Origin of the sequence: Paenibacillus sp. FSL E2-8871 (assembly GCF_038000345.1) — a bacterium.
In the GTDB taxonomy this organism is placed as follows: domain Bacteria; phylum Bacillota; class Bacilli; order Paenibacillales; family Paenibacillaceae; genus Paenibacillus_AQ.
On the sequence record NZ_JBBOBV010000001.1, the window covers coordinates 5,057,550 to 5,071,571 of the forward strand.

General features: G+C 45.5%; 14 protein-coding genes. 8 read left to right on the forward strand and 6 right to left on the reverse strand.

From position 1 onward, the window contains the following. Positions 1 to 117: 117 nt before the first annotated feature. The 6 genes from NYE25_RS22895 to NYE25_RS22920 form a co-directional block, all read right to left on the reverse strand. On the reverse strand, positions 118 to 726 hold the full coding sequence (locus tag NYE25_RS22895) for a TasA family protein (RefSeq protein WP_341146904.1): 609 nt from the start codon (positions 724 to 726) through the stop codon (positions 118 to 120). Between the two features lie 91 nt (positions 727 to 817). After that, the gene (sipW, locus tag NYE25_RS22900) at positions 818 to 1,405 is read right to left on the reverse strand and encodes a signal peptidase I SipW (protein ID WP_341146905.1); all 588 of its coding nucleotides are present in this window, start codon (positions 1,403 to 1,405) and stop codon (positions 818 to 820) included. A 1-nt stretch (position 1,406) separates the two neighbouring features. Further along, a complete protein-coding gene (locus tag NYE25_RS22905) occupies positions 1,407 to 2,681 on the reverse strand; it encodes a hypothetical protein (protein WP_341146906.1) in 1,275 nt (424 codons plus the stop codon). Between the two features lie 289 nt (positions 2,682 to 2,970). After that, a complete protein-coding gene (locus NYE25_RS22910) occupies positions 2,971 to 3,948 on the reverse strand; it encodes an aldo/keto reductase (RefSeq protein ID WP_341146907.1) in 978 nt (325 codons plus the stop codon). Between the two features lie 118 nt (positions 3,949 to 4,066). Further along, the gene (locus tag NYE25_RS22915) at positions 4,067 to 4,630 is read right to left on the reverse strand and encodes a PadR family transcriptional regulator (protein WP_042184294.1); all 564 of its coding nucleotides are present in this window, start codon (positions 4,628 to 4,630) and stop codon (positions 4,067 to 4,069) included. Positions 4,631 to 4,635: 5 nt separating this feature from the next. Then, positions 4,636 to 6,156 (reverse strand): MDR family MFS transporter, encoded by a 1,521-nt coding sequence (locus NYE25_RS22920; protein WP_341050680.1) that lies wholly within the window; start codon positions 6,154 to 6,156, stop codon positions 4,636 to 4,638. Between the two features lie 376 nt (positions 6,157 to 6,532). On the opposite strand from NYE25_RS22920, the gene NYE25_RS22925 reads away from it, so the two are divergent. The 8 genes from NYE25_RS22925 to NYE25_RS22960 all read left to right on the forward strand — a co-directional run bounded on the left by NYE25_RS22925 (position 6,533) and on the right by NYE25_RS22960 (position 14,017). Further along, positions 6,533 to 6,805 (forward strand): metal-sensitive transcriptional regulator, encoded by a 273-nt coding sequence (locus NYE25_RS22925; protein WP_231573462.1) that lies wholly within the window; start codon positions 6,533 to 6,535, stop codon positions 6,803 to 6,805. 53 nt (positions 6,806 to 6,858) lie between these two features. Next, positions 6,859 to 7,059, forward strand: a complete 201-nt coding sequence (copZ, locus tag NYE25_RS22930; RefSeq protein ID WP_042184300.1) for a copper chaperone CopZ — start codon at positions 6,859 to 6,861, stop codon at positions 7,057 to 7,059. Between the two features lie 113 nt (positions 7,060 to 7,172). Further along, complete coding sequence (locus NYE25_RS22935; RefSeq protein ID WP_341146908.1) at positions 7,173 to 9,635, forward strand: heavy metal translocating P-type ATPase; 2,463 nt, start codon at positions 7,173 to 7,175, stop codon at positions 9,633 to 9,635. Positions 9,636 to 9,666: 31 nt separating this feature from the next. After that, a complete protein-coding gene (nfsA, locus tag NYE25_RS22940; RefSeq protein ID WP_341146909.1) occupies positions 9,667 to 10,419 on the forward strand; it encodes an oxygen-insensitive NADPH nitroreductase in 753 nt (250 codons plus the stop codon). A 194-nt stretch (positions 10,420 to 10,613) separates the two neighbouring features. Further along, on the forward strand, positions 10,614 to 11,522 hold the full coding sequence (locus NYE25_RS22945) for an ABC transporter ATP-binding protein (RefSeq protein ID WP_076285144.1): 909 nt from the start codon (positions 10,614 to 10,616) through the stop codon (positions 11,520 to 11,522). A gap of 2 nt (positions 11,523 to 11,524) precedes the next feature. Next, on the forward strand, positions 11,525 to 12,259 hold the full coding sequence (locus NYE25_RS22950) for an ABC transporter permease (protein ID WP_042184306.1): 735 nt from the start codon (positions 11,525 to 11,527) through the stop codon (positions 12,257 to 12,259). Positions 12,260 to 12,263: 4 nt separating this feature from the next. Further along, entirely contained in the window at positions 12,264 to 13,418 is a 1,155-nt protein-coding gene (locus tag NYE25_RS22955) for a sensor histidine kinase (RefSeq protein WP_341146910.1), read from the forward strand. Next, the gene (locus NYE25_RS22960; protein WP_042184310.1) at positions 13,415 to 14,017 is read left to right on the forward strand and encodes a response regulator transcription factor; all 603 of its coding nucleotides are present in this window, start codon (positions 13,415 to 13,417) and stop codon (positions 14,015 to 14,017) included. The genes NYE25_RS22955 and NYE25_RS22960 overlap by 4 nt, the downstream gene beginning before the upstream one ends. Positions 14,018 to 14,022 lie beyond the last annotated feature (5 nt).

Genomic DNA, 14,022 nt, shown 5'->3' on the forward strand with positions numbered 1-14,022 from the left:
TTAGTATAGCAAATATCATTAAATTCGACAAAGTTTATTGTAAAGAGAAAAGCAGCATCTACTTATCCGCTTTCCGGAATAAGAATCTGCTGCTCTTCGAATGGAAGACTTATTAGATTATCTAGCGACTCCAGCAGTTTGCTTAGCTGTGAAATCCCAAGTCAGTGTCAACGAATCTTTTTGGAAGTAGTTTTGCTCTTCACCGTTATCAACAAATTCGAATTGAACGGTGAAGCCATCATTTGTGCCGGCTTTGATACCGTTTGCTTCACCCCAGATTGCGTCAAGTCCAGTGTTTTTTACTAGATCCGGAGTTTGAGATTTCAAATCAGCCAATGTAGTTTCCCATACTACAACCTCCGGAACAATAACACCGCTTTTATCTTTATTCACCAGGAATTTAACTTTAATGAATTTAGCTAAATCGTTAGCGCCGTTGTTACCGCCCACATCATTAATGGAGGTAGTTGTTTTAAGGAGGATAGAGCCGATATCAAGTGTACCGTCATTTTTCAGTTTGAAGTCTCTTTTGATAGTATCACCTGGCTTCAGATCCTTCAAATCAACGATAACCGATGGATCGGAGTTCAAATCGAGTGTACCTGCAGCAAATGTAGCAGTGCTTTGTGCAGTGTCACTAAAGTAAGCGAAGGTTCCGCCACCAATCAATGATAAACCCAGTGCTGCTGATGCTACGCCAAGACCCAATGTTTTCTTGATACCCATAATTAAAATTCCTCCTCGGTTTTTGTGGTTTTTTTATAAAAGTTATATATTGTAACTTCCGGTTCGTAAGCGGAAGCGGACAATCAACGGATTACTGTATTTCAGTTGGAGGTGGAGAGGTAGGAAGCATAGCAGCATTTTTCTTTTCGAGTGCAGCTACAGCCTTCCATGATGAATACAGGGCATAGAGCAGGAGCATCAAGCCTGGTACAATCATGAGCACAACACTTCCAGCTTTGGAAACTGCGAAATTCATAGCGTAACCTACGTAAGGTACGGTGACCCCGGTATACTCAGCTACAACATTCGTGGAACTGGTAGGGTTCATATCAGGTGCATCATTGTTATCACCTTTCGTGCGATACATGGCTTCACCGGTAGCGTTATTCATTGTTGCTTCTACAACACGGTGAGTAATGAGCAGGTTTTCTTCATTTCTAAAGGTGATCACATCGCCTTTTTTGAAGCGATTCATATCTCCTCCGGGTTTTAAAGCGACAATCGATCCGGTTTGAATCCCTGGTTCCATCGAACCTGAGAGTACCGATTTGATCTGGTATCCGAAGAAGGCAGGTTCACCGCCGGAGGCCTTTGATAAAACTACGGCTACCACCAGCAGAATGAATATCACAAGCATGATGCTCGATAATGTATTGTTGATCATTTTTTTAATCCGCATATTATTCGCCACCTTTAACTTGTTGAGGGTCCGAAGGGGCTGGTGTTGCTACCGGTGGGGAAGTGGTTGTATCTTCCGCTTTTGGCGCCTCCTGAGGAACCGCTTGCTGTGGTACATCTTTTGGAATCGTTAGCTCTTCACCAATTTCCGGAACGACCGGGTTAGTGGCTGGGGCTTCAGGCTGTTCTTTATTTATGTTCTCTGGAGTAGCTTCACCTTTCGGTGGAGTCACTTCCGTTTTTGCTTTCTCCTCAGCTTCAGCTTTCGCTTTGTCCTCAGCTTCTTGCTTTTCTTTTTTCTCCAGTGCCAAACGTTCTTCTTCTTTCTTCGTTTGTTCCAGCGCCTCTAGTCGGGCTTTCTCAAGTGCTTCCAACTGTTGTTCACGGGTTTGACTGATCAATTGGAGCTGACTCTGAAGATTGCTGATTCCTGAAGTAGCCGATTCTTTAAGATCATTCATTTCAGTATTGAGATTTTCATAAGTGGAGGTAAGTTCGCTAGAGATATTGCCGGCCGGCTGACTAAAAGGAATCAGGAAAGGTAACGGCTGCTGAAACGCCTCGTTGCGTAACTCGGGTTGTCCATATACATCACTGGTCACTACCGAAGCAAATGGAAGCCCGATGTCGTGTATGGAGTTTAGATATTGGATGACTCCCTTTAAGGAAGCATTCAGGGATTCAGAGATTACACCGCTTTGATTCAGGCTGCTTTGCAGCTCTCTGAAGAATTGTTCATCCTTGATTTCTAGACAGTTTGAATCTAGAGAGGTCATATATCCTCCAATCTGGAATAGGACGGCTGCTGCTGCGTTCAGCTCTCCATTGATTTCGTTCCAAATTTGGCTGTTGGTGGCCAGTTGCTCATTCACGCCATCGATTTGAGATTGAAGCGCGGAGATTTGCGAGGAAATCTCTTGCGCTGCGACATCAAGCTCATCCAGCGTCATGCCTTCTATTCCCGAAACGTCTGAGAGACTGCCTGAAGGGGTATAGCTTTGAAGCGATCCTTTTAAAGCAGTAGCTCTTTCGATATGATCTTTGAGTTCTGTTAGAAGCCCCTTGATCGAGTTTGGAAATACTTCGCAAAAGCTAATTGTGCTAGTGGTTTGCGTAGTAGCTCCAAAACCACCATAGGTACTACCCACTTGCTGCGAGGTAGTCAGAAACAAGACGGAGACAGCCATTCCTGATTGCAGAACACGTAATCCGATTTGCTTCTTTCGTTTAGGTCTTCTTTTTGCTGATCTGGGTCTCAGAGGAATACCTCCCCTCAATGTCTTGAGTTTCTTTGGTTCGTTATTGTTGTTCTTTATTGAGAACAACTTCTGTAATGAATAATACATGGAATAAATTGAAAAGAAAACTGTCAATAAGTCTCGTTTGTGCTCTATAAAGAACAAAAACGTTAATTTATCTCTATTTATCTCGTTTTATCGCTTGATATCTATTTTTATTCGCAATAGAGAACGATACATAGGAGAGGAATGTATTAAAAATAGCCTAATCATGCGAGAGGCACGATTAGGCTATTAAGAATTCTTGCGAGTTTAATTGTGGGCTCAGTTAGGGAAGACGAGTACCACGTGAACTAACATATAGGTCATACCATTCTTTTCGAGTAAGCTCCAGCTTGTCCGCATCGGCGCAGGCAGCGATGCGCTGCGGATTCACAGTCCCAATCACAGGCTGAATAGCTGCCGGATGTGTCATTAGCCAGGATAGCACTATGGCTTCGGGTGTTGTTCCTTTTTCATCTGCAAGTTGTTTAACCATGGCAGCTGTCTGGACGATATTCTCTGGTTGATCCTCTAATGAACGTCCGCTAAATAAGCCTTGTGCGAGTGGGCCCCAAGCTTGAAGCTGAATGTTCTCCATTCGACAATGTTCAAGGGTTCCTTCGGGAAAGGTAATATCCTTCCAAGGTTCACGGTTTACACTGATTCCAGCATCGACCCAGCTGAGCTTGGCTAGGCTCATGTGTAGCTGGTTTACGATAAAGGGTTCCTCGCAATAGGCTTGCAGCATTTTGATCTGCGCTGCGCTCATATTGGAGACGCCGAAATGACGAACTTTACCTGTTGCCTTTAATTGATGCAAAGCAGAAGCTACTTCATCCGGATCCATTAGGGGGTCAGGCCGATGGAGCAGCAGAATATCAATATATTCTGTTCCTAGTCGCGACAATATTCCTTCTACACTGCTTAGAATATGCTGGCTTGAGAAGTCAAAGACATTAGAGCTGTCTCCGGGCTCCATTAGCTTAATACCGCACTTCGATTGAATAATGATTTCTTCGCGGAGTCCTGGGCGTTCTTTAAAGATTTGACCGAATACCTTCTCGGCTTTACCACGGGTATAAATATCTGCGTGATCAAACATATTGATACCAATAGATAGTGCTGCGTCGACGGCTGCATGTCCTTGCTTAACATTCTCGGCGGTAATCGGTTCATGATCCCAGCCCCCACCAAATCCCATACAACCTAGAGCAATACGGCTGGCTGGTATACCGCGCTTGTTTAAAGGCAGCGTTCTCAACATTGTGATTCCTCCTAGGAAAATATGATTGCGTACACGTACATAGTGTACACGCTTAGATTCTAGTATGGTATTTATTGTCTCTGAAAAAGTTAAAAAAAGAGTAGAGGTCCTAAGGACTCTACTCTGTATTAAGTGGTGTTCCAATGTCATTCAACTTGCGTGCTACAACATCATCATAGAGACGTTGTAGCCATTTTAGTTCAATAAGGGTGTGTTCATAGGTGCCGTACATGAGATGAAGGGCGGAACGAGGAACAATAGGAATATGTTCTTCATATACCTGATAAGCCAGATTCACCTGATGTTCGGTTTCCCGAATACGTTCTTCAAGCAGCTTCTCCACCTTGTTTTGATCAACATGACGGGACATGGCTAGAGCCATATACATCGGATGATAGAAGGGCTCGTTCTTTTTAATTTGCTGTAGAATTAACTGCTCGAATAAATTTTTACCTTGCTCAGTAATACCGTAAATGGTTTTGTCTGGGCGATCACTGCTGCTAATCACTTCTAAAGCTTCGATATAACCATCTTGTGCAAGTTTATCGACAGCATAGTAGAGAGACCCAAGCTGGAGCTTTGTAATCCGGTCCATGGAGCGCTCTTTCATGACTAGTGTAATTTCATAGGGATGCATGTTTCTTTCAAGCAATAGTCCGAGAATAGCCAATTTCATCGACATAATCGTTACCTTTTACCCTCGGACGCCTGAGCAGTTTTACTCGGAATGGTGAGGCGGTCTTTTGGCATAAGCAGCACAAAGACTAAACCAAGGACGGCAGGAATCATGGCCCACATAAAGGTATGTGCGATTGAAGAGGACAGTGCACTAGATATTTTCTCTAAAATTTCAGGTGGAATCTTGGCTCTTGCTTCAGGTGTCAGGGCTGCCCGTGGATCGCCGAAGGCTGCTGACTGCTCACTTCCGCCAAAAGCTTCGCTAATGCTGCTAGTGAAGTTGTTACGCTGAATAATACCGAAGATCGTAATCCCCAGCGTCATCCCAAGCGAGCGCATAAAGGTACTTGTTGAAGTTGCTGAACCGCGTTGGCGCATATCGAAGTTATGGATAGCTGCCATGCTTAGCACGGAGAAGGAAAAGCCCACGCCGAACCCAGTTAAGGCCATGAATACATTAAGCATGAGACGGGAGGTATCTGGCGACAAAGTGCTTAGACTGTAGATACCTGCGACAAAGCAGACTGCGGATAGAATCATAATGTTGCGGAAGCTGGTTTTGGTGGTCAGTAGCCCACCGGTCTGACTGCCTACGACGGTACCGATCATCATCGGCATGAGGATCAGTCCAGAGTTCGTAGCGGAGCCGCCAAATACGCCCTGTACAAAGATAGGAATGTAGATGGTGGCTACGATAAAGGCAGAGCCATAGAACAAGGCTGTCACACTACTTGTTGCAAACAACCGTTTACTGAACATCGCGAACGAGATAACAGGTTCAGCCGCCACTCTCTCAATGAGGATGAATGCCAGCAAGAGTACAGCAAAGCCGGCGAATAAGCCAAGGATGACACTAGAATCCCAAGCGTATTGATTGCCTCCCAGTTCTAGCGCAAACATTAGGCAGATAATGGCGCCGACAAGAGTGAAGGCTCCGCCCCAGTCGATGCGCTGTTTAGCGTGAGAAATCGATTCTTTGTAAGAAGTTGCGATCAGAAACAGTGCAATAATTCCGAGCGGCAGGTTAATGTAGAATACCCATTGCCATCCTACATAGTCGGTAATATATGCACCCAATAAGGGTCCGAGTACACTAGAGATTCCGAAGACGGCACCGAAAAGGCCGGTCAGCTTTCCTCTTTTTTCAGGAGGGTAAATGTCGAAAACGATGGTGAAGGCGATAGGCATTAGTGCACCGCCGCCGATCCCTTGAATAGCCCGGTAAATACTGAGCTGTGTAATACTGGTTGCAGTACCGCACAGTGCTGAGCCAATCAGGAATACAATCAGTCCGAACATGAAGAAACGTTTACGTCCATACATATCCGAGAGCTTGCCGAAGATAGGGGTCCCAGCCATTACCATGACCATATAGGCCGAAGTGACCCATACGATTTTGTCCAGACCGCCAAGGTCGGAAACAATGGTTCCCATAGCTGAAGCTACAATGGTATTGTCCATCGCGGACATCAGAATACCGAGCAGCAGGCCGATAACTACGAGTTTAAGATTACTTTCTTTAGTATGCATGCTTCGCAGGCTCCTTTTTTTAATAGTGATAAATCCGTTCAAAAAATGTTCATAGGTTAGAAGCAAAATTTATTATATTCAAATTTGAATAGGGTAGCAATAGTTTTTTTCAAATATAAGAAGTATAAGTTTCACACAATACTATATGTCTTATATTTCTCGCTTAAACGCTTACCGTCCTTATAAGGACACCGAAGGCGTTTATGCTTGAAAAAATGGGATTTGGGGATAGGAAATAAAGAACGCCTCTTGACATACCCTACGGGGGTATATTATATTATTGGTAAGGAGGCTGATTCTTATGTCTACTAGTAAGCAAGAACAAACTGAGAAATCCTGCGAAGCTGACTGTCATTCTTCAGCATCTGGAGAACGAATGAGTCATCATTCGACAGATTTCAAAAATGGTTTGAATACTCGCCTCAACCGGATTGAAGGCCAGATCCGCGGGATAAAGGGTATGATAGAGCGGGATACTTATTGTGACGATGTGCTCAATCAGCTCGCAGCGGTTCAAGCGGCACTAAACGGTGTTGGTAAGATGCTGCTGGAAGGGCATATGAAGAGTTGTATTATTGAACGAATCGAAGCCGGTGAACATGAGGTTATCGATGAGCTGCTAATTACGGTTAACAAATTAATGAAATAATAAGCTAATGCTCCTTGAGCATGGCTTCATAACATTTACTGGAGGTAATAATAATGTCGAACGCTACATTAAACGTTGAAGGAATGTCTTGTGGTCACTGTGTCAACTCTGTAGAGAAGGCTGTAGGTAATCTTGGAGCTACTGCTAAAGTTGATCTTGCTGCTAAAAAAGTTTCCGTTGAGTATGATGAGAACAAGGTGAGCCTTGGAGCTATTAAAGAAGCTATTGAAGAGCAAGGGTATGATGTAGTTTAATTTGAAGCAAAGTAATAAGGCTTGGAGCTGTATGGGAATGCCATAAGCTCCAATGCCTTTTCTTTTTATAGAAATTATCATACTCTATAGGGGTATGAGGAGGCTTTGGAATCATGGATAAGTTAAAAACAACAGCTTCACCCAATGAACAGCAAGCGACCGTACAGATTACAGGCATGACCTGTTCTGCTTGTGCAGCTCGAATTGAGAAAGGTTTGTCCCGGATGGAGGGTGTTTCTCGCGCAAATGTAAATTTAGCCTTGGAACAAGCCACTGTCGGATTCGATCCTTCTGTATCAGGGTTACCACAAATTGAAGATAAAATCCGCGCTCTTGGTTATGATACCGTCAAAGAGACCGCGGATTTTGATATATCAGGCATGACCTGCGCTGCATGCTCGGCGCGGATCGAAAAAGTGTTGAGTCGTACGCCGGGGATCGCAGCAGTGAATGTGAATTTAGCGCTGGAAACGGCACATGTAGAATATACTCCCGGTAATATTAGTCCAAGAGAAATCATGGAGAAGATAAGCAATATCGGATATAAAGCTACTCTTAAAGAAGACCGCAAGGATCATGTGGATCGTCGTGTACAGGAAATTCAGCATAAGAAGTGGAAGTGGATCATTTCTGCTATTCTTTCTTTCCCATTGTTATGGGCGATGGCAGGTCATTTCTCATTCACAAGCTGGATTCCAACACCGGAGTTATTTATGAATCCTTGGTTTCAGCTTGTTCTGGCGACCCCCGTACAGTTTATCATCGGTTGGCAGTTCTACGTAGGCGCGTATAAAGCACTTCGTAACGGAAGTGCCAATATGGATGTGTTGGTCGTACTGGGGACATCAGCAGCGTATTTCTACAGTCTTTATCTGACGATTGATTCATTAAGTATGAAGGGAATGAATCATACCGCCCCAATGTATTATGAGACGAGTGCTGTACTCATCACACTCATCCTCGTCGGTAAATGGTTCGAGGCGCTAGCCAAAGGACGTTCCTCTGACGCCATTAAGAGCTTAATGGGGCTTCAGGCAAAGACGGCTCTCGTGATCCGCGATGGCAAAGAAATGAATATTTCGACAGATGAAGTGATTCCCGGCGATATTGTATTGGTGAAGCCTGGAACAAAGGTGCCGGTGGATGGCGAGGTAGTAGAGGGTTCCTCTTCTGTGGACGAGTCTATGTTGACCGGAGAAAGTATTCCTGTAGAGAAAAAACCTGGAGATACTGTTATCGGTGCTACATTAAATAAGAATGGGATCTTAAGAATCAAAGCCAACAAAGTAGGAAGAGACACTGCGCTCGCTCAAATCATTAGAGTAGTGGAGGAGGCCCAAGGCTCCAAAGCGCCGATCCAGCGGATCGCGGATGTCATCTCAGGTATTTTTGTACCGATTGTTGTAGGCATTGCGATGATCACTTTCTTGGTCTGGTACTTCTGGGCAGCACCTGGTCAATTTGCCGATGCCCTTGAAAAAGCCATTGCGGTGCTCGTAATCGCCTGTCCATGTGCGTTAGGTCTTGCAACGCCGACCTCCATTATGGCGGGATCAGGCCGCGCTGCGGAGCTTGGTATTCTGTTCAAGGGTGGTGAGCATTTAGAAGGCGCACAAGGGATTAAGATCGTTGTTTTGGATAAGACAGGTACGGTTACAAATGGTAAGCCCATGCTGACTGATATCGTGACTACCACTGGAATTGCCGCTTATGGTAAAGAAAGTGCAGAGAATCGTCTATTAGCTTTAACTGCGGCAGCCGAGAAATTATCAGAACATCCGCTTGCGGAAGCTATCGTTGCAGGAGCCGCTGACAGAGATTTGATCTTACCCACCGCTGAACAGTTTGATAATGTACCTGGACGGGGAATTATGGCTGTTGTCTCCGATCAACAAGTTAGGGTGGGTACACGGCGTATGATGGAAGATCATCAATTGGACATCACAGAGTGGACCCCAGTCATGAAGAGACTGGAAGAGGCAGGAAAGACAGCTATGCTTGTAGCGGTGGACGATGAGATTGCCGGGATTGTCGCTGTGGCGGATACGATTAAGCCAACCTCAAAAGCAGCTGTAGCTGCGCTTCATGCGATGGGCATAGAGGTCATTATGATTACAGGTGACAATAAAATCACCGCAGAAGCTATTGCGAAGCAAGCAGGTATTCGAAAAGTGTTAGCAGAGGTTCTACCAGAAGGCAAAGCGGAGGAAGTTCGTAAGCTGCAGCGGAATGGGACAAAGGTAGCTATGGTTGGGGATGGCATCAATGATGCTCCTGCACTGGCTACTGCAGATACGGGCATGGCGATTGGTACAGGGACGGATGTAGCAATGGAGGCTGCAGATATTACACTGATGCGGGGAGATCTGAAGAGCATACCCGATGCCATTATGATGAGCCGTAAAACGATGAGTAATATTAAGCAGAATTTGTTCTGGGCACTTGCATACAATACAATAGGTATACCGATTGCTGCACTCGGATTTCTAGCTCCATGGCTAGCTGGAGCTGCGATGGCATTCAGTTCTGTGTCCGTCGTCTTGAATGCACTTCGTTTGCAGCGGGTAAAGCTTTAAGAGAAACCTAACTATGTAAGGAGTGGCCGCTGTGCAAGAAAACAACGAGACAATATCTCTATTAATGAACCATGCATCTGTCCGCAAGTATCAGGATAAGCCAGTAAGTGAAGAGCAGCTTGCAGCTATTATTGAAGCAGGCCAAATGGCTTCGACTTCCAGCAGTGTACAAGCCTATAGTGTTATTGCAGTGACTGACCCGGCTATAAAAGCAGAGCTTGCCGGATTATCGGGTAATCAGGCTTATATAGAACAATGCCCAGTCTTCTTGGTCTGGTGCGCGGATCTGTATCGGTTGCGTGAGGTGACAAAACCTCATTTGCAGGGAGAGACATCGTATGAAGATTCTGCTGAGAACCTTATTGTAGCTACCGTTGATGTTGCGCTTGCTGCTCAGAATGCTGCTGTAGCTGCGGAATCGCTTGGGCTCGGAATTGTTTATATCGGCGGAATCCGTAACCGGATTGCGGAGGTTTCTGAGCTGCTTGGACTGCCCGAGCTGGTTTACCCGATATTTGGAATGTGTGTGGGCTACCCTGATGGAGCCACAAGCCTGCGTCCGCGTCTGCCATTAGAGGCTGTTCTACATCGTAATCGCTACAATGCCGAAACGACAGTGGAGCAGGCCAAGACTTACGATGAAGTCTCTTCAGACTATATGCGTGAGCGGACTCATGGTGCCAAGGATACACCTTGGTCTGTGATTATGGCAGAACGGTTGGCACAGCCAGCGCGAATGCATATGAAGGAATTCCTTCTCGGAAAAGGATTCTTTAAGAGGTAATCTAGTATTTTCGATTAAAGAGGTTGCCCTATTCGTAGTTAAAACTACGGGTAGGGCAACCTCTTTTTCGTACCCTGAGGCATGAAGGTGACAGTTGTCATCTTAAAGAAATGACAGTCCATACTAATGTCAGGTCTCCTTTTTCCATATGATTGAAATAGATCAAACGCATTCGGAATCGGAGGGGTTACGAAATGGACAGTGTTATTGAGATGAATGGAGTTAGCAAATTATATAAGGATAAGAAAGCAGTAGATAATATCAGCTTCAACATTGCCAAAGGTTCGATTACAGCTATTCTTGGACCAAACGGAGCAGGCAAAACAACGGCATTGGGAATGTTATTGGGGCTATTAGAGCCCACTGAAGGTACAGTGAAAATATTTGGACAACATCCAAAAGATAAAATCGTACGTGAAAAGACCGGCGCGATGCTGCAAGAGGTAAGTGTGATGGATCGGCTCAAAGTTCGGGAGATCATCGCTCTGATCCGTAGCTATTATCCACAGCCGATGGATATGGAGTTTCTAATTAAAGCTACAGGGCTTGCGCCAGCGGATCTGAATAGATACGCCGAGAAGCTCTCGGGCGGTCAAAAGCGTAGTCTAGGCTTCGCGCTGGCCCTGGCTGGTGATCCAGAGCTGATCTTCTTCGATGAACCTACGGTTGGACTTGATATTACTTCCCGGCGGCGGTTCTGGGATACGGTTCGGGGACTTGCGGAGCAGGGCAAGACGATTGTGTTCACGACACATTACTTACAGGAAGCTGAAGATATTGCGGATCGTATTCTATTGTTTAGCAAAGGCCATTTAGTTGCAGACGGAAGTCCAGATGAGATTAAATCGCGGATTGTGAAGCGTTCGCTGTCCTTTTTGCCAATAGGTGATCGATCAAAATTACGCAGGAGCCTGCTGGAACTAACCGCTATTGAGGGTTGTTATGAAAAAGAAGGCCGAATTCATGTGACGACAGACGATACAGATGAAGCGCTGCGAGCGATTTTTGTTACTGGACTTCCCGTGAAGGATGTTCGTATAGATCAGGGACGTTTGGATGACGCTTTTGAACAATTGACCATGAACCAAGAGGAGGCTATCTAAAGATGAGATTAATTACTGTACAGTGTAAAGCCGAGATGCTGAGGATCATCCGTAATCCTTATTACGTATTCTGGTCATTGCTCATGCCCATTATGTTCTACTTCATCTTCACCCGCGTGGTTAATACAGGTAATGATGACCCGACTTGGCGCGCTCACTACTTAATGTCGATGGCAACCTTTAGTGTAATGGGCTCTGCGATCATGACGCTTGGCATCCGTTTAGTGCAAGAACGAACACAAGGCTGGACTACCTTTATTCGGATTACCCCGCTACCGGGTTCCGTCTATTTCTTCGGAAAAATGTTCGGGCAAACGATGATGCATCTGTTTTCGGTCATTTGTATTTTTGCCGCAGGATATTTAATCAATGGTGTCTCCTTATCTGCGGGTCAATGGGTGCTTAGTGGGCTTTGGATCCTGATCGGTTCCCTTCCATTTTTGGCGATTGGTACGCTTGTGGGTGCTATGAAACGGGTAGATACGGCTAGTGGAGTCAGTAACGTGATTTATATGGCGCTTGCTGTAGCGGGGGGCATGTGGATGCCAATTGAGATTTTACCACGTTTAATGCAGAAGATTGGTCATTGGTTACCTTCTTATAACTATGGAAATGGGGCGTGGGAGATTGTACGTGGCTCAGCCCCGCATTGGAGTAATGTCTTGATTTTGCTCGGATATTTGGTAGTTTTTATGTTACTATCGGTTTATATTCGAAAAAAACAGGAAGCGGTGTAAAGTAATGACCGAGCGTGGACAGTTCCAGTTATTTCCGAGAAGTCAGGGATTTTTCCCTTATGTATGGGCTGTATATCTGATTTTGCCCATCCTGAATTTGCGCGGGGAGACTGGAGTGAAGCTCATTCTAGGTGGGATTATGATAGCGGTGTTTGCCATCAGCTATCGCCAGCTGTATTGGGTTCGGGGTGGCGTGTTTAATTTTTGGTTAACGACTCAAATGGTGATCATCGTGGTGCTTAGCTTGTTCTATACGCCCTTTAATCTGTATATGGGCTTTTTCACCGTGAATTTTATAGCTTATTATACGGAGAATAAAGGGTTTAAAATTGCATTTACTTCTTTTGTGGTCATGGTACTTTCGGTGCTGGTCTTAGTAGGCCGTGAGTTGGAATGGGTTAGTATTATGTTCTTAGTCCCGTTTATCGTTATTATGCTGATTATGCCATTCGGCGTAAGATCCATGCATCAACATCAGAAGCTGGAGAAAGAGCTAGATCAAGCTAATGAGGTGATTAAAGAGTTGGTGAAGCGTGAGGAACGCATGAGAATCGCTCGTGATTTGCATGATACCCTTGGGCATACGCTGTCCTTGATTACATTAAAAAGCCAACTCGTAGAGAAGCTGGTGACCAAAAATACGGAGCGAGCCCAAGAGGAGGCGCGGGAAATTCAGCGTACTTCGCGGGCTGCGCTCCGTCAGGTGCGCGAGCTAGTGTCGGAAATGCGTGCGATCTCAGTAGCAGAAGAACTGGCAGAAACCGGGGAGATGCTGCGCACGGCGGAGATTGCCTTGGAAGTGGAAGGGGACATCTCGCTAGAGGGAGTATCCGATCTGACGCAAAATATTCTCAGCCTCTGTATCAAAGAAGCAGTGACTAACATTGTGAAGCATAGTAGAGCGGATAAATGCTTCATCGGGGTGGCAAAGACCGCCGGAGAAGTTCGAGTTACCGTTAAAGATAACGGAATTGGCCTCCAGAACGGTGAGAGATGTAATGGTGAGCTTAGTGATGGAAATGGTATGAAGGGGATGGCGGAACGTCTATCCCTGATTGATGGCTCTCTGTCGTTAAGCTCAGAAGAAGGTCAGGGAACTACGCTGATCGTTATGATCCCTCTAATCGTTAAGGAAGCAACAGGAGGTGAGAGTGCATGATAACCATCGTTATAGCGGAGGATCAACGTCTGCTTCGGGGAGCGATGGCATCCCTGCTGGATCTTGAGGATGATATCGAAGTCGTCGGAGAGGCTTGTGATGGAGCTGAGGCGTTAGCTTTAATCGACAGGCTTCAGCCGGATGTATGTCTCATGGACATTGAAATGCCGTTCAAGAGCGGGCTGGAGGTTGCAGAAATATTGCGGAGTAAAGGTTGTCCGACTCGAATTATCATCTTGACTACCTTTGCCCGTCCGGGCTATTTCGAGCGTGGAGTGAAGGCTGGTATACAAGGATATTTGTTGAAGGACGAGCCTGTAGATAAGCTGGCTGAATCTATTCGCCGTGTCATGGCTGGACATCGGGAGGTATCCCCCGAGTTAGTTTTTGGTAGCCTGCGGGAAGAGAATCCACTAACAGCACGGGAACGAGAGATTTTAAAGCTGGCTGGTGAAGGGCAAACGGCGGCGGAGATCGCTTTTTCGCTACATCTTTCTTATGGAACTGTTCGCAATTATATTTCAGAAATACTCAATAAGCTGGAAGTGAAAAGTCGAATTGAGGCGGTACGACTGGCAGAGGAAAAAGGTTGGATTTGAGGGGA